The sequence below is a fragment of the Stakelama marina genome (assembly GCF_018122655.1).
Taxonomy (GTDB): Bacteria; Pseudomonadota; Alphaproteobacteria; order Sphingomonadales; family Sphingomonadaceae; genus Sphingomonas; species Sphingomonas marina.
The window spans coordinates 124,756-150,044 of the sequence record NZ_JAGRQC010000004.1; the positions used below are offsets into that span (position 1 = coordinate 124,756).

At 62.8% G+C, this 25,289-nt stretch carries 22 protein-coding genes; 12 read left to right on the forward strand and 10 right to left on the reverse strand.

Annotated elements, in window-relative coordinates; translation table 11 throughout:
* Positions 1-93 precede the first annotated feature (93 nt).
* Genes J7S20_RS13220 through J7S20_RS13230 form a run of 3 tightly spaced genes read right to left on the reverse strand, consistent with a single transcriptional unit; the run spans position 94 to position 1,712 of the window.
* On the reverse strand, positions 94-1,146 hold the full coding sequence (locus J7S20_RS13220) for a ribonucleotide-diphosphate reductase subunit beta (protein ID WP_284054720.1): 1,053 nt from the start codon (positions 1,144-1,146) through the stop codon (positions 94-96).
* Between the two features lie 54 nt (positions 1,147-1,200).
* Positions 1,201-1,419, reverse strand: coding sequence for a hypothetical protein (locus J7S20_RS13225; RefSeq protein ID WP_284054721.1), 219 nt, complete (start codon positions 1,417-1,419; stop codon positions 1,201-1,203).
* Positions 1,416-1,712: a hypothetical protein gene (locus tag J7S20_RS13230; protein WP_284054722.1), complete on the reverse strand. Its 297-nt coding sequence runs from the start codon at positions 1,710-1,712 to the stop codon at positions 1,416-1,418. Before J7S20_RS13230 ends, J7S20_RS13225 begins: the two co-directional genes overlap by 4 nt.
* Positions 1,713-1,783: 71 nt before the next feature.
* On the opposite strand from J7S20_RS13230, the gene J7S20_RS13235 reads away from it, so the two are divergent.
* Positions 1,784-2,035, forward strand: a complete 252-nt coding sequence (locus J7S20_RS13235) for a DUF2171 domain-containing protein (protein WP_284054723.1) — start codon at positions 1,784-1,786, stop codon at positions 2,033-2,035.
* Positions 2,036-2,112: 77 nt separating this feature from the next.
* On the opposite strand, the gene J7S20_RS13240 is transcribed toward J7S20_RS13235, so the two are convergent.
* The 3 genes from J7S20_RS13240 to J7S20_RS13250 all read right to left on the reverse strand — a co-directional run bounded on the left by J7S20_RS13240 (position 2,113) and on the right by J7S20_RS13250 (position 7,309).
* On the reverse strand, positions 2,113-2,604 hold the full coding sequence (locus J7S20_RS13240; RefSeq protein WP_347709238.1) for an endonuclease domain-containing protein: 492 nt from the start codon (positions 2,602-2,604) through the stop codon (positions 2,113-2,115).
* On the reverse strand, positions 2,579-4,495 hold the full coding sequence (locus J7S20_RS13245) for a ribonucleoside-diphosphate reductase subunit alpha (RefSeq protein ID WP_284054724.1): 1,917 nt from the start codon (positions 4,493-4,495) through the stop codon (positions 2,579-2,581). The genes J7S20_RS13240 and J7S20_RS13245 overlap by 26 nt, the downstream gene beginning before the upstream one ends.
* Before the next feature lie 498 nt (positions 4,496-4,993).
* Positions 4,994-7,309 carry a TonB-dependent receptor gene (locus J7S20_RS13250; RefSeq protein ID WP_284054725.1) on the reverse strand — a complete coding sequence of 772 codons (2,316 nt, stop codon included), beginning with the start codon at positions 7,307-7,309 and terminating at the stop codon, positions 4,994-4,996.
* A gap of 200 nt (positions 7,310-7,509) precedes the next feature.
* On the opposite strand from J7S20_RS13250, the gene J7S20_RS13255 reads away from it, so the two are divergent.
* The gene (locus J7S20_RS13255; RefSeq protein ID WP_284055084.1) at positions 7,510-9,102 is read left to right on the forward strand and encodes an amidase; all 1,593 of its coding nucleotides are present in this window, start codon (positions 7,510-7,512) and stop codon (positions 9,100-9,102) included.
* 7 nt (positions 9,103-9,109) lie between these two features.
* Here the strand turns inward: J7S20_RS13255 and J7S20_RS13260 are convergent, their stop codons facing one another.
* Complete coding sequence (locus J7S20_RS13260) at positions 9,110-9,529, reverse strand: DUF4345 domain-containing protein (protein WP_284054726.1); 420 nt, start codon at positions 9,527-9,529, stop codon at positions 9,110-9,112.
* 187 nt (positions 9,530-9,716) lie between these two features.
* On the opposite strand from J7S20_RS13260, the gene J7S20_RS13265 reads away from it, so the two are divergent.
* Together J7S20_RS13265 and J7S20_RS13270 are read left to right on the forward strand one after the other, a co-directional pair.
* Positions 9,717-10,088 (forward strand): SpoIIAA family protein, encoded by a 372-nt coding sequence (locus J7S20_RS13265; protein ID WP_284054727.1) that lies wholly within the window; start codon positions 9,717-9,719, stop codon positions 10,086-10,088.
* 56 nt (positions 10,089-10,144) lie between these two features.
* Positions 10,145-11,227: a GNAT family N-acetyltransferase gene (locus J7S20_RS13270; protein WP_284054728.1), complete on the forward strand. Its 1,083-nt coding sequence runs from the start codon at positions 10,145-10,147 to the stop codon at positions 11,225-11,227.
* Between the two features lie 30 nt (positions 11,228-11,257).
* On the opposite strand, the gene J7S20_RS13275 is transcribed toward J7S20_RS13270, so the two are convergent.
* The 3 genes from J7S20_RS13275 to J7S20_RS13285 all read right to left on the reverse strand — a co-directional run bounded on the left by J7S20_RS13275 (position 11,258) and on the right by J7S20_RS13285 (position 13,232).
* Positions 11,258-11,383 carry a hypothetical protein gene (locus J7S20_RS13275; RefSeq protein ID WP_284054729.1) on the reverse strand — a complete coding sequence of 42 codons (126 nt, stop codon included), beginning with the start codon at positions 11,381-11,383 and terminating at the stop codon, positions 11,258-11,260.
* Between the two features lie 250 nt (positions 11,384-11,633).
* A complete protein-coding gene (locus J7S20_RS13280) occupies positions 11,634-12,815 on the reverse strand; it encodes a type II toxin-antitoxin system HipA family toxin (protein WP_284055085.1) in 1,182 nt (393 codons plus the stop codon).
* A gap of 75 nt (positions 12,816-12,890) precedes the next feature.
* The gene (locus J7S20_RS13285) at positions 12,891-13,232 is read right to left on the reverse strand and encodes a helix-turn-helix domain-containing protein (protein ID WP_200858593.1); all 342 of its coding nucleotides are present in this window, start codon (positions 13,230-13,232) and stop codon (positions 12,891-12,893) included.
* A 389-nt stretch (positions 13,233-13,621) separates the two neighbouring features.
* Between J7S20_RS13285 and J7S20_RS13290 the strand changes: the two genes are divergently transcribed.
* The 8 genes from J7S20_RS13290 (at position 13,622) to dmeF (ending at position 25,197) form a co-directional block, all read left to right on the forward strand.
* The gene (locus J7S20_RS13290) at positions 13,622-13,837 is read left to right on the forward strand and encodes a hypothetical protein (RefSeq protein ID WP_284054730.1); all 216 of its coding nucleotides are present in this window, start codon (positions 13,622-13,624) and stop codon (positions 13,835-13,837) included.
* A gap of 518 nt (positions 13,838-14,355) precedes the next feature.
* Positions 14,356-14,988: a DUF7146 domain-containing protein gene (locus J7S20_RS16305; RefSeq protein WP_430980947.1), complete on the forward strand. Its 633-nt coding sequence runs from the start codon at positions 14,356-14,358 to the stop codon at positions 14,986-14,988.
* A 75-nt stretch (positions 14,989-15,063) separates the two neighbouring features.
* Positions 15,064-19,311, forward strand: coding sequence for a strawberry notch-like NTP hydrolase domain-containing protein (locus J7S20_RS13300; protein ID WP_284054732.1), 4,248 nt, complete (start codon positions 15,064-15,066; stop codon positions 19,309-19,311).
* A 104-nt stretch (positions 19,312-19,415) separates the two neighbouring features.
* Complete coding sequence (locus tag J7S20_RS13305) at positions 19,416-21,407, forward strand: ParB/RepB/Spo0J family partition protein (RefSeq protein WP_284054733.1); 1,992 nt, start codon at positions 19,416-19,418, stop codon at positions 21,405-21,407.
* 166 nt (positions 21,408-21,573) lie between these two features.
* Entirely contained in the window at positions 21,574-22,503 is a 930-nt protein-coding gene (locus J7S20_RS13310) for an ArdC family protein (RefSeq protein ID WP_284054734.1), read from the forward strand.
* Between the two features lie 11 nt (positions 22,504-22,514).
* Positions 22,515-22,955 carry a hypothetical protein gene (locus J7S20_RS13315; RefSeq protein WP_284054735.1) on the forward strand — a complete coding sequence of 147 codons (441 nt, stop codon included), beginning with the start codon at positions 22,515-22,517 and terminating at the stop codon, positions 22,953-22,955.
* 219 nt (positions 22,956-23,174) lie between these two features.
* Positions 23,175-24,116 (forward strand): DUF2493 domain-containing protein, encoded by a 942-nt coding sequence (locus J7S20_RS13320; protein WP_284054736.1) that lies wholly within the window; start codon positions 23,175-23,177, stop codon positions 24,114-24,116.
* Positions 24,117-24,243: 127 nt separating this feature from the next.
* Complete coding sequence (dmeF, locus tag J7S20_RS13325) at positions 24,244-25,197, forward strand: CDF family Co(II)/Ni(II) efflux transporter DmeF (RefSeq protein WP_284054737.1); 954 nt, start codon at positions 24,244-24,246, stop codon at positions 25,195-25,197.
* Positions 25,198-25,289 lie beyond the last annotated feature (92 nt).

Consider the following 25,289-nt stretch of genomic DNA (forward strand, 5'->3'; position numbering starts at 1 on the left):
CTCGACCGCACAGCCTAAGCTTGCGCCCTCTAGCGGCTGGTTTGCCGGAAGATCAGATCGTGTCCGAACGTTTTTTGTAAACGCTCGGTCGCCTCACTCCGCCGCGACCCCGTCTTCCGAGAACATGTCCGCGCCGCTGTCTTCCTCGGCTTCGGGCTTGTCGGCCTTGGCCTTTTGGCGCTTTTCGAAGCTGTCCCAGACCTCGTTCCAGTTGCCCTTCGTCGCGGCCTTCGAATATTCGGTCGCGCGGGTTTCGAAGAAGTTGGCGTGCTCGACGCCGTTGAGGAGCGGCGCGAGCCAGGGCAGGGGGTGCTCGTCGATCAGGTAGATCGGCTTGAGGCCGAGCTGGCCCAGCCGCCAGTCGGCGATGTAGCGGATATATTTCTTGATCTCCTTGGGCGTCATGCCCGGCACGGGGCCCATTTCGAAGGCGAGATCGATGAACGCATCCTCCAGCCGAACGGTCGTCTGGCAGGTGTCGATAATCTCGTCTTTGACCGATTTGGTCAGGCAGTCGCGTTCGGCGCAGAAGGCGTGGAACAGCTTGATGATGCCTTCGCAGTGCAGGCTTTCGTCGCGCACCGACCAGCTGACGATCTGGCCCATGCCCTTCATCTTGTTGAAGCGCGGGAAGTTCATCAGCATCGCGAAGCTGGCGAAGAGCTGAAGCCCCTCGGTAAAGCCGCCGAACATCGCCAGCGTCTTGGCGATGTCCTCGTCCGAATCGACGCCAAAGCGCTGCAGATAGTCGTGCTTATCCTTCATCTCGGCATATTCGAGGAAGGCGCCATATTCGCTTTCGGGCATGCCGATCGTGTCGAGCAGGTGCGAGTATGCGGCGATGTGCACCGTTTCCATGTTGGAAAAGGCGGTGAGCATCATCTTGATCTCGGTCGGCTTGAACACGCGGCCATATTTGTCGTGGTAGCAGTCCTGCACCTCGACATCGGCCTGCGTGAAGAAGCGGAAGATCTGGGTAAGCAGGTTGCGCTCGTGGTTGGTGAGCTTCTGCGCCCAGTCGCGGCAATCCTCGCCCAGCGGCACTTCCTCGGGCATCCAGTGGATCTGCTGCTGGCGCTTCCAGAAGTCATAGGCCCAGGGATATTCGAAGGGCTTGTACTGCTTGCGGGCTTCGAGAAGGGACATGGGACTACTCCGGTTTGGAAACTGAAAAGGATTTGGGGTGTGCGGGACGGTGCGTCACGGCGCACCTCCCGCCGCGATCTCGCCGTTCCACTGCCACATCGCGCCCGCCGACAGCGCGAGCACGGCGGCGAGCGCCAGCGCCATCACCGCGACCATGCGGTACGCATAGGTGCGCGCTTCGGTCAGCGGCTGGCGGAGTTGGACGAGCAGCGCGAGGCCGAGCAGACCGGCCGCGCCCGCTACCGCGAACATGATGGCGACCGCGAGGCTCATCGGCGGATCACGCGTGTCTTGTATACGACATGGCTCTTGCGCGCGCCAACGCCCAGGAAGACGATGCCGATGAAATAGCCGAAATCGTACCAGCCGCCATTATTGGGTACCGCGTAGATCGCGATGTCGGGCACGAACAGGCTCAGCACCCAGGCGACGGGAAAGATGAAGCCGTGCCACAGCCCGAGCAGAAAGCCCGGCGCCTGCGGCTCGACGCTGCTCGCGACCTGATGCGCGCAGGCGCTGAGCGCCGCGAGCGCGGGGACGGGGAGGAGGGTGCGAAACTGCTTCATGCCGCGATCTCCCACGCATCGTTTGCCGGCTTCGCGCGTTCTTCCCCTGCTAGCGACAAAGGAGGATTTCCATGGCCGATACCAGCCAGATCAAGGAGCATATGAACGTCATCGGTGCCGACGGTGTTCACCTCGGCACCGTCGATCATGTCGAGGGCGACCGCATCAAGCTGACCAAGTCCGACAGTCCCGCGACCAAGGACGGGCAGGGCGCGAAGCACCATTACATCCCCGCCGGCCTCGTCGCCGAGGTCGAAGGCGACACGCTGCGCCTGTCCGCGACCGCGCAGAACGCGCAGGACATGTTCGAAGAGGCGGAGTGAGCAAGGCCCTTCCCTCTCCCCTGGTGGGAGAGGGAAGGAGCAGCCGAAAGGCTGCGGAAGGGTGAGGGGGGCGAGCATCATATGTTCCGCCCGTTCAGATGCTGGCCGACCACGGCGACCACGCCGTCCGGATTCGCCAGCACGTCGTTGTTCCAGAACCGCAGCACGCGATTGCCTTCGCTCTCGATGAATCGGGTGCATGCCGCATCATATTCGACCGTATCAGCATGCTGGCCGCCATCGACTTCGATCACCAGCTTTTCAGCATGCGAGCAGAAGTCGGCGAAATAGGGTCCGAGCGGCACCTGCCGACGAAATTTCGGGCCGGGCAATGCTTCCCGCAACGCGCGCCAAAGCTTCTTCTCCGCGTCGGTGGAGTTGCGGCGCAGTTCGCGCGCACGGCTCACGGCACCCGATGGCAGAAGCTGACGCTTGGTCAGCCCGTCGGCATTGCCCCTCATCTTCCCACGCCGCTTCGCGACGCGGGCCCCTTCCTCTCCCACGAGGGGAGAGGAGGAAAGAAGAGCTGCGCCGCTGCTCATCTCACTGGCAGGCGAGGCATTCGTCATAGTCGGTGCTCGGCAGCTCGTACTTGGCGAGTTTGGACGTGTTGTCCGCCTCGACACCCCCTGCGAAGCCCGCGCGCTGCACGCTCTTCGAGCGGAGGTAATAGAGCGACTTGATGCCCAGTTCCCACGCGCGGAAGTGGAGCATCAACAGGTCCCACTTGTCGCAATCGGCCGGGATGAACAGGTTCAGCGACTGCGCCTGATCGATGAACGGCGCGCGGTCGCCGGCGAGTTCGAGCACCCAGCGCTGGTCGATCTCGAAGCTGGTCTTGTAGCAGTCCTTTTCTTCCTGGCTCAGGAAGTCGAGATGCTGCACCGAACCGCCCTTTTCGAGGATCGAGTTCCATACGCTGTCGGCATTCTTCGATTTCTTGTCGAGCAGCTTTTCGAGGAACGGGTTCTTCACGACGAAGCTGCCCGAGAGCGTCTTGTGCGTGTAGATGTTCGCCGGGATCGGCTCGATGCAGGCGCTGGTGCCGCCGCAGATGATCGAGATCGACGCGGTCGGTGCGATCGCCATCTTGCAGCTGAACCGCTCCATCACGCCGACATCGGCCGCGTCGGGGCAGGGGCCGCGCTCGACCGCGAGCTGCATCGACGCCTCGTTCACCGCGGCGTTGACGTGCTTGAAGATCTTGAGGTTCCAGCTCTTCGCCATCGCGCCCTCGAAGGGAAGCCCGCGCGCCTGCAGGAAGCTGTGGAAGCCCATGACGCCGAGGCCGACCGAACGCTCGCGCATCGCGCTGTACTTGGCCCGCGCCATCTCGTCGGGCGCGCGCTCGATATAGTCGCTCAGCACATTGTCGAGGAAGCGCATCACGTCCTCGATGAACGTCTTGTCCTTCGACCATTCGTCCCAGGTTTCGAGGTTGAGCGAGGACAGGCAGCATACCGCGGTGCGGTCGTTGCCGAGATGGTCGAACCCGGTCGGCAGCGTGATCTCGCTGCACAGGTTCGAGGTCGAGACCTTCAGCCCCAGCTCGCGGTGATGCTTGGGCATGTTGTTGTTCACATGGTCGGCGAAGACGATGTACGGCTCGCCGGTCGCCAGCCGCGTCTCGACCAGCTTCTGGAACAGAGCACGCGCGTTGACGCTGCCGCGCTCCGACCCGTCCTTGGGGCTGCGCAGCGTCCACTCGCCGCCCTCGCGCACGCACTCCATGAACTCGTCGGTCAGGAGCACGCCGTGGTGGAGGTTGAGCGCCTTGCGGTTGAAGTCGCCCGAGGGTTTGCGGATTTCGAGGAACTCCTCGATTTCCGGGTGGCTGACGTCGAGATAGCACGCCGCCGAACCGCGGCGCAGACTGCCCTGGCTGATCGCCAGCGTCAGCGAATCCATCACCCGGACGAAGGGGATGATGCCGCTGGTCTTGCCGTTGAGTCCGACCGGCTCGCCGATGCCGCGGACATTGCCCCAATAGGTGCCGATGCCGCCGCCGCGCGAGGCGAGCCAGACATTCTCGTTCCAGGTGCCGACAATGCCGTCGAGGCTGTCGGGCACCGAGTTGAGATAGCAGGAGATCGGCAGGCCGCGACCGGTGCCGCCGTTCGACAGAACGGGCGTGGCGGGCATGAACCACAGCTTCGAGATATAATCGTAGAGCCGCTGCGCATGTTCGGCATCATCGGCATAGGCCGATGCGACGCGGACGAAGATATCCTGATAATCCTCGCCGGGCAGCAGATAGCGGTCCTTCAGCGTTTCCTTGCCGAATTCGGTCAGCAGCGCGTCGCGAGAATGATCGACCTCGATCGGGTAGAGCTGGGGCCGCACCGACTTCGAATCGAGCTTCTCAGGCTTGGCTTCGGCCTTGGCTTCCGGCGCTGCGGTTTCGGCGGTGTCGGTGCTCTGGTCGGTCACGCGTTCGTCCTGTGTATCCCTGAAATCCATGACTGGCCCCGTCCTCTGTTTAATCGACTCGGGGAAGCGAACCCCGATGCTACCATCCCGCGCATCCGACGCGAGAACAAAAAGTGATCGTGCGCCCGTTGACAGGCGCAAAAAGGGGCATTCCGCGATATGGGGTCGCGGTCACTGTTCTACCAGCGATAGGGTTTGCCCCCGCAAACAACCACTATAGATTGTGCCTAATCGCGTCGCGACGCAAGGCCGTAAATGACATTTCAGGGACTCGGTTCGTCGCTAAAATGACTCGTCTCATGGACCGTGCGACGCAGCGACGCGTGGACCTTCCTAGGGTTGTCGCGAGCGCAAGGGAACAGGCGCAGAACGAAAATAAATTCTTGGGGTTGCGACGCCCGGACACAAGATATGGTGCGCGCCCGCGCCGCTCGCCACCCGATGGTGCGACTACTGCCTTCGATACACAAAAAGAGAGGCGGTCCGTGCGGACCGCCCCGTCAGTGTCGGCCCCAGGGGCAGGGCCGGTCAGAAGTTTGCCGTCAGTTCCACGCCGTAGAAGCGCGGTTCGGCGGGAATGAAGGTCGGATATCCGAAACCGCCGCCGGTATTGCCCGCGTCGAGCAGATAGTGCCGGTTGGTCAGGTTGCGTGCGAACGCCGCCGCTTCGTAGCGGCCATCGGCGAAGCGAACGCCGCCGCGGATATTCACCAGCGTCACCGGGTCCTGGCTTATCAGCTCGGTATTGGGCAGCTCGAAATAGATCTTGCTGCGATAGGTGATGCTGGGCGTCGCGAATATGCTGGCTCCGTCGCCCATCGGCATGTCGAACGTGAAACCGCCCGATGCCTGCACTTTGGGCTGGAGCCGGAACTGATCGCCGGCATAGGCGCCGAACTTCGGATTGTTGTCGATGCCGCCGCCGATATAACCGATATTGCCGAACAGGTTGATCCAGCGTGTCGGCCGGACGAACAGCTCGGCCTCGACACCAAGATTCTTCGCCGAGCCGGCGCTTTCCGTTCGCGCGGCACCGGCATTGTCGATCACCGTCACCTGGAACGCGCTGTAGGTTTCGTAATAGACGGCGAGCGAGCCCGAGACGATGCCCGCCTTGCCCTTCAGCCCGGCTTCGTAGTTCCAGACGGTTTCTTCGGGGATGTCCTGCACATTGGCGACCGGCCCCGCGACCCCCCTGGCCGAGTTCAGTTTGACCGTCGGCGAACGGCGGCCCTTCGAAATCGTCGCATAGACGTTGATGTCGTCGTTCAGGTGATAGAGCGCGTTGAAACGCGGCAGAAACGCCTGATAGCTGCGCCGCGCGTGAAAGGTCTGTCCCGCGGTATCGACGATCGGCAACAGCGGTACGCCCGCGAGCACGGCATTGGGCTGAGTCGCCGAATAGCCGCTGATGCGCTGTTCGATCAGCGCGCGCACGCCCGCCGTCAGCTCGAGCCGCGGCGTCGGAATCCAGGTGCCGTCGGCGAAAACCGAATAGCTGTCGTTCTTGCCGTCATTCTGGAACACCGAGGAATAGGGTATCGCGGTCGCCGCACCGCCGGTCGCAAGCGCGGTCGCCTGCGCCGCCGACACGGTGCCGTCGGGCGCGACGCAGCCCAGCCCGGGAATGATGTTGAGCGTACATTGCAGATAGGTCCCCTCTTCGGTCGAGAAGGGGACGCGCTGGAAGCCCTGTTCGTGGAAGACGTTCAGCCCGAACGAACCGCGAAACCGGTCGGAGGTATAGGCGAAGCGCGTTTCCTGGCTCGCCTGCCAGCCCTTGGCGTCTTCGGCGAATTCCAGATACCAAGCGCGGCTGCCGTCCGCGTCGAACACCTCGTTCGACAGGAACCGGCGATAGCCGTTGACCAGCGTCAGCGTCCAATCGTCCGAAAGATCCCACCTCGCGGTCAGGTTGGCGTCGTACACATCGCGGTGCAGGCCGAGATTGGCCGAGCCGAGAACGCTTTCCGAATAGGGTGATCCGCCGAGCCACGCGACGTTGCTCAGCGGGGCGGCCGGGCCGGCGGTGGTCGGCAGGCTTCCCGAGATGAAGGGTGTGCCCGAATTGCGCTGCCGGTCATAGGTGCCGATCAGGTCGACGGTCAGCGCGTCGCTGGGCGTCAAGCGCAACGAACCGCGCATGCCGAGCTGGTCCTGCGCGTAGAGATCGCCCTGGTTCGGGGCGAGGTTCTTCACATAACCGTCGCGCTTTTTGTACGCGAAGGCGAAGCGCCCGGCGACGACGTCCGAACCGGCGTTCACGAACCCGCGCAGCAGGCGATAGTCGTAATTGCCGTCGCCGATCGTCAGCGATCCCGAAAAACCGGGCTCGGGCCGCTTGGAAATGATGCTGATCGCGCCGACCGCCGATGCCGTGCCGAACAGCGTCGCCTGCGGTCCCTTGATGACCTCCACCCGGTCGATGTCATAAAGATCCTGGTACGAACCGCGCGACCGCGAAATGTCGACGCCGTTGTAATAAAGCGTGACGCGCGCGGCCTGTTGCGCCGATCCGCTGTCCGACGTGATGCCGCGAATGACGATGCCGGGGTTGTTGGCCGATTGTTCCTGGATGTTGAGCCCCGGAACATAGTTGGAAAGCTCGTCCAGATCGGAAACGCCCAGCTGGTCCATGCGATCGCCGGTTACCGCGGTGATCGAGATCGGCACGTCGACCGCGCGTTGTTCCAGCTTTTGCGCCGTGACGACGATATCGGTGTCCGATGCCGCCGTGTTTTCGGCAGCGCCGGTGTCGTTCTGACCATTGCTTTGTGCCAGCGCGGCGGGAGAGACGGTAAGCAACAGGATGGCGCCGAGCGCCATGGGTGCGACATTGCGCATGAAATTCCCCCGGTTCGTGAAAAGATGCTCCCGTTGCGCCCCGATTGTTGCACTGCCGCGAAAACTCGATGACAGTTGCGTTGCGCGGTCGCGATTCGGTGGATGGCGTAAGGATGAGTCTGGAACAGGGGGAAATCATGAAGATGTTGTCGAACGGCCGGCGTGTGGCGCTGGTGTCGATGAGCGCGCTTGCGATTGCCATGTCGGGTGCGGCTGTAGCGGCGTTTTCCGGTACGGCCGTCGCGGCGGCGCCCCAGACCGCCGCTGAACCAGCGCTTCCCGAGGTCGCGGAGCGTTCGCTATCCGATCTGTCGCACGCGCTGGAGACGGGCCAGGTAACGAGCGAGCAGCTCGTTCGCGCCTATCTCGCGCGGATCGCCGCGATGGACCGCAAGGGGCCGGGCCTGCGCAGCATCATCGCCGTCAACCCGCAGGCGCTGGCCGAAGCAAAGGCGCTCGATGCCGAGCGCAAGGCGGGGCATGTGCGCGGTCCGCTGCACGGCATACCGATCGTCATCAAGGACAATATCGAACTCGCCGGTCCGCTGCCCACGACGGCGGGCAGCCTGGCGTTGAAGGACAATGTGACCAATCGGGACGCGCCGGTCGTCGCGCTGCTGCGCAAGGCGGGCGCGATCGTCATTGCCAAGACCAACCTGTCCGAATGGGCCAATATCCGCTCGACCAATTCGATGTCGGGCTGGTCCGCGGTCGGCGGACTGGTGCGCAACCCCTATGCGCTCGACCGCACGTCGTGCGGATCGTCGAGCGGCACCGGCGCAGCGGTGGCGGCGAGCTTCGCGGCTGCCGGGCTGGGCACAGAGACCGACGGGTCGGTGACCTGCCCGTCGTCGATGAACGGTCTGGTCGGGCTGAAGCCGACGATTGGCCTTGTCAGCCGCACGCATATCGTACCGATCAGCCACAGCCAGGATACCGCCGGGCCGATGGGGCGCGACGTGCGCGATGTCGCGATGCTGTTCTCGGCAATGGTCGGCAGCGACCCCGCCGACCCGGCGACGAAGGACGCCGATGCACACCGCGCCGATTATGCCGCGGGCCTGTCCGCCGACGCGCTGAAGGGCGTGCGGATCGCGGTGATGCGCCCCGATATGCCCGATGCGCTGAAATCGCGTTTCGATGCGCAGCTCGAGATGCTGAAAGCAGCCGGTGCGACGCTGGTCGATGTCGAACGGCCCAAGACCGAGGGCATGGGCGATGCCGAGTTCGACGTCCTCAAGATGGAGCTGAAGAGCGACCTCAACAAATATCTCGCATCGACGCCTGCTGCGGTGAAGACGCGCACGCTTGCCGACCTGATCGCCTTCGACAAGGCGCATGCGGATCAGGAAATGCCCTATTTCGGGCAGGAGATCTTCACGATGGCCGAAAAGACCGGGGGCGTCGAAGATCCGGCCTATGAAGGCGCGCGCGAGACATCGCGCACGCTGGCCGCGACGGCGATCGACACGATGCTGAAGACCGCGAAGGCGACGATCATCGTCGCGCCGACCTATGGCATGCCGTGGCTTTCGGACACCGTCTATGGCGACCAGTTCTCCGGTCCCAGCTCGAGCGGGCTGCCTGCGATTTCGGGCTATCCGCACCTCACCGTTCCGATGGGGCTGGTGAAGGGACTGCCGGTCGGGCTGTCGTTCATCGGGCGCCCGTACAGCGAGGCGAAGCTTCTGGATGCGGGCTATGCCTATGAGCAGAAGGCCAATGCGCGGGTCGCGCCGGGCTATGCGGCTAGCGCCAACAGCGGGCCGGCGCTCGACGGGTTCGATCGCTAACGCGCGTTCAGATCATCGGCATTCGCAGGCCGCGCCAGCGGCTTGCGAGTGACATCTGCCAGAGCATCAGCAGCGGTACGATCACCAGTTCGATGCCGAGGCCGATCAGATGTCCCTGCGAGGGCGCGCCGACCGCAAAATAGGAAATCAGGCGGCCTACTCCGCCGAGGATGACGATGAAGCCGAGCGTGCGGAACCGCCCGGTTCGCCATTCGATGTGCGGCACGCATGTGGCGAACGCGATGCCGAGCGCGAGGAAGATGCCCGACAGATAGCGGAAGTGGCTATCGAGATCGACGGGCACCTGCGCCGGATGCCCCAGCCATTCGGGGCCGCCGACAAGGCTCTTCAACCCGACATAGAGCGGAATCAGCACGAGAACCGATACGATCAACTGCAACAAGCGGCGTTCGACATCGATCGTCATGCAGGGGCGTGCTCCAGGAAAATGTCGTCAGCAAATGGGCGCGGACAACCGCAAGCCGTCGCGGCGCTGGCCCGGCAGCATGGCGCGCGCAAGCTCGTCTCGGCTACGGTCGAGAGGGCGGGAGGAAAAGCCATTCACCTATGTTATGCTGTCATCGACCGGGGGGCCGCAAGGGTGAAGGTGGCCGATGATCGATTTTGTTACGGATTCGCAAGCCGGCGTCATCGAATTTACCGTCGATGGTCGGATTTCGCGCGAGCAATATGATGCCGTTGCTGCCGAGATCGAAAGCCAGATCGCGCAGCATGGCAAGGTCAACATCGTCGAGATCATCCGCGACTTCGAAGGCATGGAGCCGTCGCTATGGTGGCGCGACATTCGCTGGGGATTCGACCATCTCAGCCAGCTTTCGCGGACCGCAGTTGTTACCGACAGCGGCTGGATCGGGCCGGTCAGCAAGGCGGTGGGCGCGTTGATGCCGGTCGATATCCGCGTATTTCCGATGCGCGACCTCGATGCCGCCCGCTTATGGGTGCGCGAAGACCGGGCGAGCGCCTGACGATCTGCACGCCTTGGTAACCCAAGGCTGGTATCGCGGCGAACATGACCCGGCCGATGCCCCTGTCCGACTTCGAACGTCTGCCGCCGCTATATGCCGTGCAGACCTGCGATGGCCTGTCTTCGGCAATCGACAGCGTCGCCGAAGCCGCGCCCGCATCGCACCGTTTCCTGCGCTATGGCTGGTTCGCCGCAGCGTTGCAGGCGTATGGCGGTGATGCGCGCACGCTGCTGGTATCGCGCGAGGGCCAGCCCGTGGCGGCGTTGCCGATCACCGGGTTCGGTCCGGCGATACTCAAGCTCGCCGCCGTTCCCGGAAGCTATTGGCCGTTCCGCAGCTTTCCGGCGCGCGACGATGCCGGGGTCGGCGCCTTCGAAGCGTTGCTCGATGCGCTTGGCCGGGAGGTCAACGCGCTGCGCTTCGGGCCGGTCTATGACGACGACCCCTCGCTCGTTCTGCTCGGCGAAGCCGCCAGGTCGCGCGGCTGGCTGGCGATCGACCGGTTCATCGCCGACAGCTTCCTGCTCGACATGGCGGCGAAGCGTGCGGAAGGCACCTGGCCGCGCAACTCGACGCTGCGCAAGAACCGCTTCCACGAAAAGCATCTCGCCGGGCACGGCGACCTCGACTGGTCGTTCGTGACCGGCGCGGGATGGTCGGACTGTGCATTCGACGATCTTGCCGCCATCGAGGAAAAGAGCTGGATCGCCGCGCGTACAGATGGCAGCGACGCCAAGTTCACACAAACCGGTCACGGCATATTCTGGCGTGCCGCAGCCGCCGATCCGGCACTCGCCGAAATGATGTGGGCGGCGGTCCTGAAAGTGGGCGGCGAACCGGCCGCGTTTTCGTTCGACCTCAATGCCGGCACGCTGAAATACGCCATCGCCAACAGCTATGACCCGGCGTTCGCCAAACATTCGCCGGGCAAGATACTCTATTACCGCAACCTGCTTCGCGCGATCGAGGACGGTCAGTCGGTCGTCGATTGGGGCGCGGGCGACAGCGGGTACAAGAAGGTCATCGGCGCCGAACAGGGGCCAGCGATCCGTGACTGGCTGTTCGTGCGGCCGGGCGTGGCAAGCTGGATCGCCCGTGCGTTGCGCGGACGCTGGACGCGCAGCGGCAACCGCGCCTGACGGCCGGGCTCGCGCGACGCGGACGGAGGGTCAATCCTGCGAGCGGCGATCACCCTTGCGGCGTTCGGGACCTTTGTAATTCGGATCGTCACCTTGCCGCCGGTCGCTACCCTTGCGGCGGTCCTTGTCGGCCTTGGGATTCTTGTCCTGGTCCATTGGCGCTCTCCCTGCTGGGAAGCACTATATACATGAAATCTTGGGAAGCCGCTATTTTCTGAACCGTGTCGTTCAAACGCGGATATAGCGGAAATACCAGACCTTAGTGGCCATACCATCGTAATGCACTGATATGTAATCATTAATTGGCATTTTTTGATGCCCATTTTCTCGGCTAGCAATCACCGGGTAATCACCACGTCAAATTTGACAAGCACGCGCCCCCATGAAGGGATTTCTGCGATTGCGATCATGATGCAGGCGCTGCCAATCGGAAGCAGGTTGCGAAACGCTTGCGGTCAGCCGCGCTTATCCCAGCCTCCGTGAACAGCTGTTCCCACCGTGTCGCTACGGTTCTGCTCATGTTTTCGGCGATTGCTTTCGCGTCATCATGGCTGAGGTCGAAGACCGCGGCACCGGCGAGAGCATTCTCGATCGTTGCATTGCGGCCTTCCGGCCCCACGCCGAGGACGAGCCGTCGCTCCAGTCCCAGCTGCGGTTTCGGCACTACATCGTAAAGCGGCGATAGCCGCCAACCCTCACCATCGAACAGGAAGCCATGATTACGCAGGTGATCATCATCATTGGTGACGAGGATATTGAGCAACATACGACGAAATAGCTCGTGCAGATCCTGGCGCACTTCGGTTCCGAATTGCCGGATCGCTCCTGCGAGATCGGCATAGCTGAAGCTGCTGACCTCGCTCTCATGCGCCCCGAGCATTGTGAGCCCCGAAGCAAAGGGCCTACGTTCCAGCCAGTTGCCGTGAGGAATCCGATCGAACCGCTCGATCAGATAGATGTCGCGATCAAGGACACAGCGGAAGTCGAGTGGCGGCACATCGAGACCACATTCGCTGGCAAGCCGCATCGTCGCCAGTTCAACTCTGCATTCGGGAAAGCTGTCCCCGCGCTTCTGGAATTTCGCGATCCAGGGTTGGTCGCCGATTTTTGTAGCAGCCTTCGGCCGGGCGCCGCCCAGAGATGATCCGGCTGCCAGCAAGGCTCTTAAGTTCTCGTCGAGTTCGTCGACATGCTGCGCGCGTTCGGCGGCTTCCGCTAGCTCTGCGAGCGTGAACTCTTCGCCCGGAGCAAGGCCACCCCCCCATGGCGTAATTCTCTCCGGCTGGGCGGATGTCGGTCCGAAGGCGAGCGCCCCTACACGATGTTCGCCCGAGGCCAGAATGAGATCGATTTCGCTCGGCAAGCGATCGCCCATCGCCTTGTACATCAGGTATTGGCCCCAGCCATCGGGAGCAGCATCCCGAATGCCACCGAACACGGCAAAGCCTTCTTCCGTCCTGAACGTTCGAGAAGTTCCAGCTTCGTGCAACGGCAGAGCTACAGGATCGACCGCAATACGGTCAGCGCGTTCCAGATAACGCCGCCCGTAAGCGAAGGTAGCAAACTGGTTGCGCGGTTCGTCGGTCATCGTGAGAAGGCCTGCCGGAACAGGCCCCTCCTCTAGATGCACGAAGACATAGGTGCGGATGGTCGTCACGACTTGCTAGAAATCCAGATCATCGTCGCTGACAGCATGGGTCTTTTGGGGCAGGCGGGACAAATCTTCGCTGATCCCGGCCCGATCACTGTCTGGGGTTACCAACTCAGCAAGGCGCTGTGTCATCCCAAGGACATGAAGGGCGCTCGCCAGAACCGCGAGGCCCACGGTAGGATCCCCCGCTTCGAGACGTTGCAGCGTTTGAACCGAGACGATCATCCGCTCGGCCATCAAACGCTGAGGGAGTTTTCTCCGGCGGCGAGCAAGGGCGATATCCTTGCCTAGCCGTGTAATCGCACGTTGGCTCTGGGGCGGTAGTCCGCTAGCAGCTCGAGACGAACGGGGCATAGCCTGATATATGACATATCATGCGAAATTCCGCAAATAGAAATGATATGTCATGTTTTTGTGCTCTTTCGCTAGAAGCAGATTTACCGAAGGAAGATGCTTCAACGCCTCCTGCACAAGGCTTACAATGGCCATGGCTGAGTGGAGAGGCGCTGGTGAGCGGTCGCTAGGCCGTGGCTTGACCATTGTACTTCAAAAGTCGCTGTGCAGTTGCGCGAATTGTCTCAGCGACTATATCGCAAACGTCACGCATGTCGGCACTGATCGACAGCCTCGGAAAAGAATTCCGAGGTCCCGTCCTCCAGTTGGAGGTTAACCGGCGGACCCTGCAGAGGGTTCGCCGAATTTCGTTCGAACGCTCTCGCAGGTTTAACCCGAAGGAGTATCGAATGCATTATTCAGATGAGGAAATCGAACGCGCGAAGACATTATTCGCTCGTGAGGCAGGTAAGGTTGGCCATGGCAGAATGGCGATTGCTGCGATGGCGGGAATGAGCAAGCCCGGAAAAATCAGCCATATCACTCATCTGCGGACTTGGCGTGACTACCTTCCGAAGGCGCGACGCGCTTTACAGAAGGAAAGATCGGATCAAAATTCTCGATAGGGGGCGCAAGTTATCACATGATCTGAACTGACCCAGACATGGGGCAGCAATAAGAATCAATGGCGCAAGTGAGAAGCCGCCGCGGCAGATAGGTATACCTCGCGGCTGAGCGACAATGGCGATGCGACGCTCAAACCGACGGGGTCGAAGCGCAGAAGTGACTCCTTTCCAACCTGCTCTCACAATACAGGAAGGCTGGAGGGGAGGGGGCCTTTGTGAGCGAACCGAAAGGATCGCGATGTGCTATGTCCCACCTATATTTCACCAAGATAAGCTCTTTGGAAGCAACCGCCCGCCGCATCTGCGAAAGCCGTGGCGGCAAATGGTCCGGCACGAAGGGCATGGCTCGTTGCCCCGCACATGACGACCGCACACCCTCGCTCGGCATATCGCTCGGGCGGGGTGCCATTCTCCTCCATTGCTTTGCCGGATGCGATCAGAATTCCGTGCTCGCAGCGCTAGCGCGTGAAGGCGTACCGGCGTCGGCCTTGTTCTCGGGAGGTCCAATTGATCCCACGATGGACACTGGTCCTGCAGCGAAGCCTTCGACCGCTGCCTTGCGCATCTGGCGCGATGCACAGCCACTGCGTGCCAGTCCGGCAAGGGCATATCTTGAGAGCCGCGGCATCCTGGCCGCATCTTCGGCGCTCCGCTTTCATTCGCGAACGCCGCTTGGTCCGATGGGACGCACCCGCTTTTTGCCCGCCATGATTGCGGCGGTCAGCCTCGACGAGGGGCCGATCGCCATCCATCGCACGTTCCTTTCGGGCAATGCCAAGGCCGATTTCGACAAACCGAAGCGCGCGCTCGGCGCGCTCGGCGAAGCTGCTGTCCGCCTGTTCGCTCCGGCCTCCGGCAAGCTAGGCCTCGCCGAGGGTATCGAGAGCGCGATGTCGGCCTATGCGCTAACCGGCATTCCCGTCTGGGCGACCCTGGGCAATGAGCGCTTCGGTCTCGTGAGCGTGCCTGAGAGCGTGACCGAGCTTCACTTCTTCGTCGATCACGATGCTGGCGGCGAGCTGGCCGCGTCGCGTGGCCTGGCAGCTTATGCCCGCGATGCGCGGACGATCCACGTTTGCAAACCATCCTCACGCGACACCGACTGGAACGACGAACTCACAGCATGGCTGCGCCGCAAGGCGGCGCCGTAGAGGAGAGAGGGCTTCTCGAATTCCTGATCCGGCAGAGGGCGTGTCCCGATGCCTTCATCAGGAGGACGAATTGCCATGTTTCAATCAGACCTGTTTCCCGCCGGCGAGCAGTTGCCGTCAACGCCTTTGTCCTACGCTATCGGCACCCGAGTTGCCGAACTTCTCGCTTCGGGACGTCATCTTACCCGCGCCGACATTTCCGTGTTGTTAGCCGACGAGACCGGGGCCTTGGACTGGGGAAGCGCCTGGACCATCGATGACTACAACAACGCGGTCGAGATCGGCGCACTGCTCTGGCTGCGAAAGTCCTCACGGATCGATCTGGCGACGAACGTGCACGAAGCCGGAGCGCGCTTCGACTGGCTCGAAGCAGCCTTGCCGCCCCGGCACGTTCGCAGCGAAGCACAGGTCGAGCTCCAGCAGTTCTCGACCCCGCTAATGCTGACCTGGCTGATGGCAAAGGCCGCAGCTATCTCTGCGCACGAAACGCTACTCGAACCATCCGCCGGCAATGGCGCCATTGCGCTCTGGGGCAGCGTCCAGAACGCCTCGCTGCTCCTCAACGAGATCGATCCGGCAAGACGAGACGGTCTGAGTCACATCTTCCCGTCGGCCACAATCACTGCGCATGACGGGGAATTGATCGCGGACCTGCTTCGCGGCCCGGTTCCGTCGGTCGTGCTGATGAACCCGCCATTCGCGCGCAGCAAGGAACGCGGCAAGGACGGCGATACGGCGCAGCGCCACCTGCGCAGCGCGATCCGGTCTGCCGCCGCTGGAGCGAGGATTGTCGCCATCATGCCCGAAGGCTTCGTTGCTTCCATTTTCGCCAAGGAACAGGACGAAGCGTCGCTGCTCCTCGATGTTCGCCTGCAGCAGATGTTTCGTCGGACAGGGACGGGGATCGCCGTTCGCCTGGTTGTGTTCGACAAGACGCCGACTGCGTCCTCGCCTGCGATCACCGGAGATACTGCCGACCTCAACTCGCTCCACGAATTTATCACTGCGCTTCCGCCACGCGTACAGACCTCCGCCAACATCTATCGCCTGCCGCTCGGCAAGCCAGTGCGCCTCGTTGGCAAGACTTCGGCCCAAAGCGCGCCGGTGCGGCCGCTGGCGCCGTTCGCCGCGACACCAGCAGCCACGGCGAATGCGATCGATCTTGCCTATTCTGTTCTCGCCGACCCCGCGCCGGTGCCTGAACAGGCAGGCATCTACCTGCCTTACCGGCCCAGCCGCATCGTGTTCGAAGGTGCGCCGGTTCATCCCACCCCGCTCGTGGAATCGGTCGCCATGGGTTCGGTCGCAGCACCCCAGCCGGACGTCACACCGCGCCTTCCCGCTTGCTGGAAGGCCGAGGGCCTTCTGTCCGAAGCGCAATGCGAGACACTGGTCTACGCTGCCCAGGCATTTGCGCGCGATCTTCCGGGTCAGTTCAAGGTGAGCCAGGAAGGCACCTCGCTGGAACTCTCCGAGGACGGACACTCTTACCGCCAAGGCTTCTTCCTCGGCGACGGAACCGGAGCGGGCAAAGGACGGCAGATCGCCGCGGTCATCATGGACCGATGGCTCGCAGACGAGCGCCGGCATGTCTGGATCACCAAGAACGAGGCGCTGCTCGAAGATGCACGCCGCGACTGGGAAGCGCTTGGCGGGCTGCCGCTCGACATTCAGCCACTCTCACGCTGGAAACTTGGCCACCCCGTAACGATGTCCGAAGGCATTCTCTTCGTCACCTATCCGACGCTGCGCTCGGGCCGCGCCGAAGACACGCGGCTCGACCAGATCCTTGCCTGGGCGGGCGTAGATTTCGACGGCGTGATCGCCTTCGACGAAGCCCATGCGATGGCCAATGCGCTCGGGGGCTCTTCAACCCGCGGCAAGGTCAAAGGATCCGAACAGGGCATGGCGGGCCTACGGCTACAGAACCATCTGCCGCGCGCCCGCGTGCTCTATGCTTCGGCCACTGGCGCCTCGGATATCGCCAACCTCGGTTACACCTCACGGCTTGGCCTCTGGGGACCCGAGACCGCCTTTCCGACCCACGAGGCGTTCATGACCGAGATCCGAGCTGGCGGCGTTGCGGCGATGGAGCTCGTCGCCCGCGACCTCAAGGCCCAGGGGCTCTACCTTGCCCGTGCGCTGTCCTTCGCCGGGGTGGAGTACGAGATCCTCGAACACAGCCTGACCGAAGCACAGGTACGGATCTACGATGCCTATGCCGATGCCTGGGCGATCATTCACGGCAACCTCGAAGCTGCGCTCGAAGCAACCCGCGTGGTCGACGAGGACAGCGGCGACACGCTCAACCGCAATGCCAAAGCTGCGGCGCTGTCGATCTTCGAAGGCACCAAGCAGCGCTTCTTTGCCCAGCTCCTGCTTTCGATGAAACTGCCCAGCCTGATCCCCGCGATGGAAGCAGCGCTTGGCGAAGACCATTCGGTCGTCGTGCAGCTTGTCTCGACCGCCGAGGCTATGCTCGACCGGCGCCTTGCCGACCTTACCGTGGAAGATCGCGAAGCGCTCGATATCGATCTCTCACCGCGTGAATATGTCATCGACTACCTGGTCAAGAGCTTCCCTGTGCGCCTGATGCAGGTCTTCGCCGACGAGGACGGCAATCTTCGCTCCGAGGCGATGAGCGACGAGGAAGGCAATCCCGTTTTCTGCCCCCGCGCGATCGCCGCGCGTGACGCGCTGATCGAACAGCTTTGCGCACTGCCGCCCATCGCCACTGCGCTCGATGCGATTATCGAACATTTCGGAACCGACGCCGTGGCCGAAGTCACGGGCCGGACCCGCAGGCTTGTCCTGGGCCGCGATGGTGACCAGCGCCTCGAACGGCGTAGCCCCAGCGCCAATGTCGCCGAAGCCCAAAGCTTCATGGAAGGCACCAAGCGCATCCTGGTCTTCTCGGATGCGGGCGGCACGGGACGATCCTACCATGCCGACTTGGGCGTCAGGAACCAGCAGCGCCGGGTTCACTTCTTGCTCGAGCCAGGCTGGCGCGCCGACAACGCGATCCAAGGTCTCGGTCGCACGAACCGCACCAATCAGGCCTCGGCCCCGCTGTTCCGTCCCGTTACCACCGACGTGAAGGGCGAGCGTCGGTTCATCTCGACCATTGCGCGAAGGCTCGACGCATTGGGCGCGCTTACGCGCGGCCAGCGCCAGACGGGCGGACAGAACCTGTTCGACTCGGCAGACAATCTCGAAAGCGACTACGCGCGCGACGCGCTCAGCCGCTGGTTCCAGCTGCTCTATGACGGCAAGCTCGAAGCCACGAGCTTCGGTAACTTCGTAGAACGCACCGGCCTACGGCTTGAAAATCCCGATGGCGGGCTGACCGACAATCTCCCGACGATTCAGCGCTGGCTCAACCGCATTCTCGCGCTGCCAATCGCGCTGCAGAATTCGATCTTCGACGAATATCTCGGCCTCGTCGAAGCGCGGATCGAAGCCGCGCGCGAGGCCGGAACGCTCGACCAGGGACTGGAAACCGTGAAGATCGATCGCTTCTCAGTCCTCGCCGACGAACTCCTCCGCACCGACCCAGTGACCGGAGCAGAAACCCGTCTCGTCTCGCTAGAAGTGACGAGGCACCTGCGGCCTCTGCGATTGCAGCGCCTCGTTCGGATGCACGAGATTGGCAGTCCGCACGCGATCCCGATGCGCAATGCGCGCTCGGGCAAGGTTGCGCTGTCGGTTCCTGCCCGGCGCCTCATCGCCGACGACGGGGCCGTGATCGAACGCCGACGCCTGCTGCGACCGCTCAAGTCCGCGAACTGGACGCTTGAGGCACTCGCTGAAAGCCACTGGGAAGAAATTGGCGTCACTGCATTCACAAGCGCCTGGCGGGCCGAGGAAGATGAGGCGGCCAAGTCACCGGTGACCGAGCGCGTCCATCTCGCCACAGGGCTGCTGCTTCCGGTCTGGAAACGCCTGCCTGGAGATCATGTCCGCGTCACCCGGCTCGTTGCCGAGGACGGCCAGTCGATCATCGGTCGCGAAGTGCTCGATATCGATCTCGCTGCGATCGCCGAGACCTTTGGCCTCTCCGGCGTTGCCGGACCATCTGCTGAGCAGATCGGAGAGCTCGTCATCGCCAGCGGCAAACCGCTGGGCCTTGCGAGCCACGAACCACTCACCGTGAAGCGCTCGCTGGTCGGCGGCGATCAGCGCCTTGAACTGACCGGGTTCTCGCCCGACCGGCTCGACTGGTACAAGAACAAGGGCTGCTTCACCGAGATCATCCGCTACCGCACGCGGCTGTTCGTGCCAGTCTCCGCAGCCGCGTCGATCCTCCCCGCGCTAGCCGCCTGATCCCTCAGTCAGACCCCAATCTCAGAATGAGAGTGGAGGGAGCCCTTTGGGCTTGTGGGCCTCGTGATCCTCACCTGCGCCCTCATTCCATCAGGAGAACACCCATGATCCAGTCGATTCCCTTGAAGAAGCTCGTCCCGAGCCCGCGTAATGTTCGCAAGTCGAGCGACGTGCTGGCCGACCTCCAGCTGCGGGCAGACATTGCTGCGCGCGGCCTGCTGCAGAACCTCGTCGTGCGCAAAGGAAAGCGCGGCAAGTTCGAGGTCGAGGCCGGCGGTCGCCGCCTCGCTGCACTGCAAGCTCTGGCCGAGGAGGGCACGCTGCCGAAAAACCACGAGGTCACTTGCCTCGTCATTGAAGGCGAGGAAAGCGAAGTGCGCGAGGCCAGCCTTGCCGAGAACTTCCAGCGCCTCGCGATGAACCCCGCCGACGAAGCGCAGGCCTTTGCCTCCATCATCGAGGCGGGGGCTACCACCGAAGACGTGGCGCGCCGCTTCGGCCTCACCGTCCGGTTCGTCGAAGGGCGCCTGCGCCTGGCAAGCCTCGCACCCTGCGTTTTCGAAGCTCTCGCCGAAGGCACGATCACGCTCGACATGGCCAAGGCCTATGGCGCGATTTCCGACGTGGAGCGCCAGGCGCATGTCTATGCAGAGTTGCAGGACGCCTGGTACCAGATCACGCCCGACACGATCCGCCGCATGGTGCTCGACTCCACGGTGCGCGGCTGTGATCCGCGAGCTGTCCTCGTCGGACGCGACGCCTACCTCGCCGCAGGTGGCCGGATCGAGCGCGAACTGTTCGACGATGACGCCAGCGAAAGCTGGATCGATGTCGCGCTGCTCGAAGACCTCGCACACAAGGCCATGGAAGAAGCCGCAGAGAAGACTGCGCTCGAATATGGCCTTGCCTGGGTGCGCCCGACGCTTGGCAACTACGTCAGCCATGACCTCGTCGAAGGTCTGAGCCGTCTGCCTTGCGAGCCTGCGCCAATGACCGAACAGGAAGCGAAGGAATTTGGCGAACTCGAGGCCAACTACGACCGCGTCGCCGCCGTGCTCGAAGACGAGGACAGCGATGAGGACGAGGTCGCCAAGGCCGAACAGGAACTCGTGGTGATAGACCGCGCCATGCGCGCGCTGAATGATCGTCCCCCCGTGCTTGCCGACGAGCTGAAATCCGAGGCTGGTGCCTTCCTCGTCCTCTCACGCAATGGCGAGCCGGCACTGGTCCCGCAGTTCTATACCGAGACCGAAGTCATCGCTGACGAAGGCGTGGTCGAGGCCATTGAAGAGAGCGGAGCGGCGAAGCCCAAGGGAAGCTCGTTGTCCCAGCGCTTGCTTGACGAACTGGCCATGCAGCGCCGCGACATCCTGGCGATCCATCTCGCCAACGATCCGGCATTGGCGCTCGACTTCATGGTCTTCACGCTTGCCGATGCCGATGGACATGACTGGCGCGCCAAGAAAGCGTCGACGCTGGTCGGCTCTGTCGCTTCCGGCCCGGTTACTGGGTTCGAGGCCAAGGATGCACCGTCGAGCGCTGCCCTAGCCGAATTCGCCGGGTCGCTCGATGAAAGCTGGCGCTCGGAAGAAAGCGATGTCGATCGGTTTGCGAGATTCCGGGCACTGTCAGACGAGGCGCGCTCGGCCTGGCTTGGCCATGTCGTCTCTCGCACGCTTGTCGCCAGCCTTGCCTGCGAAGGCGAGCGCTCGGTGCCGATGCACGAGGCGCTCGGCTCCCTCCTCGAAATCGAGACCGCGCATTGGTGGCGTCCCACGGCGGCGAACTACTTCGACCGCGTGGCCAAGGCCCGCACGCTCGAAGCGCTCGATGCCGCCGGCGGTCCGGAACTGGTCAGTCGCTACGCTGCCTCCAAGAAGGCCGAACTCGCAAGCGCTGCCGAACGCATCTTCTCGGGCAACTTCATCGGCGAGGCCGAGGTCAAGGAACGGGCACAGGCCTGGGTGCCTTCGATCATGCGGTTCACTGATGCTGACGTTCCAGCCGATCTCGAGGAAGATGCGTCGATTGATGACGAAGCCGAGGAGCTGGTCAACGACGTTACGACTGACGAGATTGCCGAGCAGGCTGCCTGACCCCTCCTGACAGGTCCAGGTCACTCGGCGGGCGGTCCGTCCCTCTGGGGACGGGCCGTCTTTTCGCGTTCTCGCTGAATATCGCCTGCCTTAGCGGCGGAGAGGGGAGGGAGCTTTGCTTTTCCTGAACCGGGGCATGTCCGTCCCGGCGATCAGGAGAACTACCATGACCAAGTCCCGACGCACTGCTTCAACTTCGCCAGCCGGGCGCATCACCGCCGCAATCGTCGAGAAGTTAGAGCAAGGCACAAAACCTTGGGTAAAGCCATGGCGCGGCGTACCGGTCTCGCGGCCCTTGCGCTCCTGCGGGACGCCATATCGAGGCATGAACACATTCTGGCTGTGGATGGTGGCCGATGGCTGCGGCTACGCCTCGCCTTACTGGATGACCTACCGCCAGTGCCAGAAACTTGGCGGACAGGTCCGCAAGGGCGAAAAGTCGACCATCGCGATCTTCTACAAGAGCTACACCAAGGAGGTCGAAAACGCCGAGGGCGAAGCTGACACCGAGAACCGGCGCGTGCTCAAGGCCTATGCCGTGTTCAATGCCGACCAGTGCGACGGCCTCCCTGCATTCTACCACCCCAAGCCACTCATTGCCGCGCTGGAGCCCGAAGGACGCGAAGACCGGCTCGATGCTTTCTTTGCCCATATCGGAGCAGACCTGCGGCATCATGGTGTCCAGGCCTATTACGAGCCGCTGCGTGACCGCGTTACCATGCCGCCAGCCGAACTCTTCGAAGCCTATGACCACTACTACGCGACACTCGCACACGAATTGTCGCACTGGACGGGTCATGCTTCGCGGCTCGACCGCGATCTCAAGAACCGCTTCGGCAGCGAGGCCTATGCTGCCGAAGAACTGATCGCCGAACTGTCCTCGGCTATTCTAGGCGCTGAACTGGGGCTTCCGGTCACCCACCTCGACCATCACGCCAGCTACATCGCGTCCTGGCTCAAGATCCTCAAATCGGACGAGCGCGCGATCCTGACCGCTGCAGCCAAGGCCGAGGAAGCGGCCAGCCTGTTGCTTGACCTTGGTGGTCACCAATCCGACGAAAGCGAGACCGACATCGATCTCGTTGATGCAGCCTGAGGAGCAATGAGATGGGACGTTCCGTCAGCTATCCAACCGGCTCCGTGGTGGCCTTTCGCCTGCTTGATGACGGCGAAGACGACGATGTCGACTGGGCCTACGAGTGCCTAGTCGACGAGGTCATCGATACCACGAAGGCGGCCTTTCCTTCCTTCGAGCGCTTCGAGGGATGGCGCGGCCGCGAGGACCGTATCCTCCTGCGCAATGCCTTCGCGGATTGCGGCATATCGACCTATTGCGGCCTTGCCGCGATCTGGCTCGCAGAACGCGACGATGCGCGGTACTGGGAGGCCGACTTCTACAACCCACGAACGGCGAGAGCACGGCACTGGCTTGGCCAGGTCTCGGGTAGGTTCATCGACTTGTTTGGTGAGTTGCGCCTGGTCGGGCGGTTCTCAAATGGCGAAGCGATCTTCGAGCGCTCCCGATTTGCTTGCGCCACCGGGTCCTGATTCTGCCTCATCCCTGTCCGCCGGGAGAGGCCCTTGGGCCGGTCGGGGCGCGCCGCAACCTGCGGCCCGTCGGCCCGTGTTGCCCGCGCCAGCCTAGGGCCGCAGGTTTCCCGCTACGCGGTGCGTCACGCCCCTTTCCCCGGCCCTGATCGGGCTACGGCGGACAGGGCCGAGGCGATGGCGCCTCCTCTCCTTGTCCCCGCGATCAGGAGACACCCCATGTACGACAGCTTCATCGACCAGTTGAACGGCCTCGACCTTTCAGGCCTCAGCATCAGGCCGGCCCCCTTCAACGCGACCGACTTTCCCTGCGAGGACGCGATCGAGCAGACGCTTGGCGCCGTATGGTCCGACCTCTTCGCGATGTTTTCCGATACGGCCCTGGAAGCTGATGCCGAGGACATTGCCTGGGGCGTGGTCAATCTCTTTCACCGTGCTGCCAGCCGCAAGGCGGCTCAGCTCGACCGGGCCAGCGACGAGATCCGGGTTCTTCTAGCATCAGCCGATGGCTCCGAAGTGCATTCGAGCAATCTTGAAGAGCAAGTCGAGCGCGCGCAGGCTGCCGAAGCCAGCATGCTGGCCTTCGAGCAGATGCGCGAGGCTGCGGCAGCACTCTATCGCGACGAGACCGGTTCCTCGTGGAAGCCTGTTTCTGGCTCGCGTACGAGCCATTCGCGCCACCTTACTTCGGCTGTGATCGATGCCCGCGATTTCCTCCGCGCACGCGCCGAGAACCGGCGTCACGCCCTGATACCGGAAGGAACTCCGGTCCTCTTCGCCGGTGGTCGCCAGAGCTTCGAGAGCACCGAGGATGCGAAGCGATATGCCGACAATATCTGGGCAACGCTGGACAAGGTTCGCGATGCGGTTCCCGATCTCTTCCTGGTCCATGGCGGTGACGGCAAGGGAGCCGATCGCCTGGCAGCGAGTTGGGCTGAACGCCGCGAAGTGCAGCAACTGACCTACTCGCTTGATCGTCGGCTTGGTGCCCGCGCCGGGTTCAAGCGCAACGAGCAGATGCTTTCCCTCAATCCGCGTTACGTTGTCGCCTTCCCGGGCAATGGCGTGACCGAACGGCTCGTCATCGATGCCAAGGCGCGCCGGATCACCGTGGTCGATCGCAGGGCCGTCACGTCCCGATCCAAGACTAAGGGAGAATAGTCTGTTGGTCGCCGCAGCATTTCTATGATCGGTTGGCTGCGGCGACCATCTCAGACAATCGACGTCGATTGCCTTTTCGTTTCAAGGAGGGATTTCTTGGAAAGGCATCTCGGGGTATCAGCCCCGCATGCATCACGCCGACTCCAATCCGCTCGCCCATGACCACAACTTCCTGAGCGCCTCGCACGACGCGCATGAGCGGCGCACGCGTTATGTCGTTGCCTTGACCGCCGCGATGATGGTGGTCGAAATCGTCGCTGGCCTGTGGACCGGATCGATGGCGCTTCTCGCCGATGGTATCCACATGGCGACCCATGCAGGTGCCTTGGGCGTCGCGGCCTTCGCCTACTGGTTTGCCAGGCGCCATGCGAACAACCCGCGTTTCACATTCGGTACCGGCAAGGTGGGCGACCTCGCCGGCTTCGCGAGCGCGCTTGTCCTCGCCATCTTCGCAATCGGGATCGCGGTTGAATCGGCTCAAAGGTTCGTCAGTCCGCTCACGATTGCCTATACCGAGGCGATCTGGATCGCCCTGCTCGGCCTCGTGGTGAACCTCGCGAGTGCCTGGCTGCTTGGTGCCGATCATCACCATGGGCATGATCACGACCATCATCATCACCACGACCATGCGCATGCCGACAACAATCTACGCTCCGCCTATTTCCACGTGCTTGCCGATGCCCTGACCTCGGTCCTGGCTATCGTGGCCCTTCTCGCCGGCATGTACCTCGGCTGGGCATGGATGGACGCGGCAATGGGGCTGGTGGGTGCATTCGTGATAGGGCGCTGGTCATGGTCACTGCTGCGCGATACCGCTGCCGTGCTTGTCGACGCTGAAGCGGCTTCTGATCGGTACACAGAAGTGCGCGAGGCGCTCGAGGACCGGGACGCCGCGATCGGCGATCTGCACATCTGGCGGATCGGTCCCGGCAAGTATGCAGTCATCGCCTCGCTCATCGCCGATGATCCGCTAGCGCCCGACCATTATGCCAGCCGACTTTCAGAGCATGCAGAATATGTGCACGTCACGATCGAAGTTCATCGCTGCGAGCACGCTCATCCGCATTTGCAGGTTGCTTGACCGCCCATAGCGACACAACTGGCTCAAAGAGCCTCGAATGCCGACGGCCCGACGTTCCTATTACATGAGTTGCCGACCACTATCCAAATATT

Excerpts from the sequence above, each read along its gene's own strand:
- J7S20_RS13220 (WP_284054720.1), bottom strand. The coding sequence starts at position 1,146 with ATGTCCCTTCTCGAAGCCCGCAAGCAGTACAAGCCCTTCGAATATCCC.
- J7S20_RS13225 (WP_284054721.1), bottom strand. The coding sequence starts at position 1,419 with ATGAGCCTCGCGGTCGCCATCATGTTCGCGGTAGCGGGCGCGGCCGGT.
- J7S20_RS13230 (WP_284054722.1), bottom strand. The coding sequence starts at position 1,712 with ATGAAGCAGTTTCGCACCCTCCTCCCCGTCCCCGCGCTCGCGGCGCTC.
- J7S20_RS13235 (WP_284054723.1), top strand. The coding sequence starts at position 1,784 with ATGGCCGATACCAGCCAGATCAAGGAGCATATGAACGTCATCGGTGCC.
- J7S20_RS13240 (WP_347709238.1), bottom strand. The coding sequence starts at position 2,604 with ATGACGAATGCCTCGCCTGCCAGTGAGATGAGCAGCGGCGCAGCTCTT.
- J7S20_RS13245 (WP_284054724.1), bottom strand. The coding sequence starts at position 4,495 with ATGGATTTCAGGGATACACAGGACGAACGCGTGACCGACCAGAGCACC.
- J7S20_RS13250 (WP_284054725.1), bottom strand. The coding sequence starts at position 7,309 with ATGCGCAATGTCGCACCCATGGCGCTCGGCGCCATCCTGTTGCTTACC.
- J7S20_RS13255 (WP_284055084.1), top strand. The coding sequence starts at position 7,510 with ATGTCGGGTGCGGCTGTAGCGGCGTTTTCCGGTACGGCCGTCGCGGCG.
- J7S20_RS13260 (WP_284054726.1), bottom strand. The coding sequence starts at position 9,529 with ATGACGATCGATGTCGAACGCCGCTTGTTGCAGTTGATCGTATCGGTT.
- J7S20_RS13265 (WP_284054727.1), top strand. The coding sequence starts at position 9,717 with ATGATCGATTTTGTTACGGATTCGCAAGCCGGCGTCATCGAATTTACC.
- J7S20_RS13270 (WP_284054728.1), top strand. The coding sequence starts at position 10,145 with ATGCCCCTGTCCGACTTCGAACGTCTGCCGCCGCTATATGCCGTGCAG.
- J7S20_RS13275 (WP_284054729.1), bottom strand. The coding sequence starts at position 11,383 with ATGGACCAGGACAAGAATCCCAAGGCCGACAAGGACCGCCGCAAGGGT.
- J7S20_RS13280 (WP_284055085.1), bottom strand. The coding sequence starts at position 12,815 with ATGACCGACGAACCGCGCAACCAGTTTGCTACCTTCGCTTACGGGCGG.
- J7S20_RS13285 (WP_200858593.1), bottom strand. The coding sequence starts at position 13,232 with ATGCCCCGTTCGTCTCGAGCTGCTAGCGGACTACCGCCCCAGAGCCAA.
- J7S20_RS13290 (WP_284054730.1), top strand. The coding sequence starts at position 13,622 with ATGCATTATTCAGATGAGGAAATCGAACGCGCGAAGACATTATTCGCT.
- J7S20_RS16305 (WP_430980947.1), top strand. The coding sequence starts at position 14,356 with ATGGACACTGGTCCTGCAGCGAAGCCTTCGACCGCTGCCTTGCGCATC.
- J7S20_RS13300 (WP_284054732.1), top strand. The coding sequence starts at position 15,064 with ATGTTTCAATCAGACCTGTTTCCCGCCGGCGAGCAGTTGCCGTCAACG.
- J7S20_RS13305 (WP_284054733.1), top strand. The coding sequence starts at position 19,416 with ATGATCCAGTCGATTCCCTTGAAGAAGCTCGTCCCGAGCCCGCGTAAT.
- J7S20_RS13310 (WP_284054734.1), top strand. The coding sequence starts at position 21,574 with ATGACCAAGTCCCGACGCACTGCTTCAACTTCGCCAGCCGGGCGCATC.
- J7S20_RS13315 (WP_284054735.1), top strand. The coding sequence starts at position 22,515 with ATGGGACGTTCCGTCAGCTATCCAACCGGCTCCGTGGTGGCCTTTCGC.
- J7S20_RS13320 (WP_284054736.1), top strand. The coding sequence starts at position 23,175 with ATGTACGACAGCTTCATCGACCAGTTGAACGGCCTCGACCTTTCAGGC.
- dmeF (WP_284054737.1), top strand. The coding sequence starts at position 24,244 with ATGCATCACGCCGACTCCAATCCGCTCGCCCATGACCACAACTTCCTG.